Genomic DNA, 237 nt, shown 5'->3' on the forward strand with positions numbered 1-237 from the left:
AGAAGTCGGTGACGCTGCAGCAGGACTGGCCGGCTTGGCGTCCGCCGGCGCAGAGGCTGGCGCGGCGGCCCGACCTGCCGCGCGACATGGCCGGCGGCCAGGACAACCCCCTCGGCGCGCGGGCGATGTATCTCGGCTCCTCGCTCTACCGTCTCCACGGCTCCAACGAGCCGGAAACCATGGGTGCCGCCGTCTCGTCGGGCGGCATCCGCATGACCAACAAGGCTGTGGTCGACC

General features: G+C 71.7%; 1 protein-coding gene. It reads left to right on the plus strand.

Annotated features, from left to right (window positions below; genetic code table 11):
• Window positions 1-237 (plus strand): L,D-transpeptidase (locus AC0IXR_RS25175; protein WP_471762619.1); only part of this gene is annotated, 237 nt, incomplete at both ends.

The organism is Methylobacterium sp. AC832, from assembly GCF_979256025.1.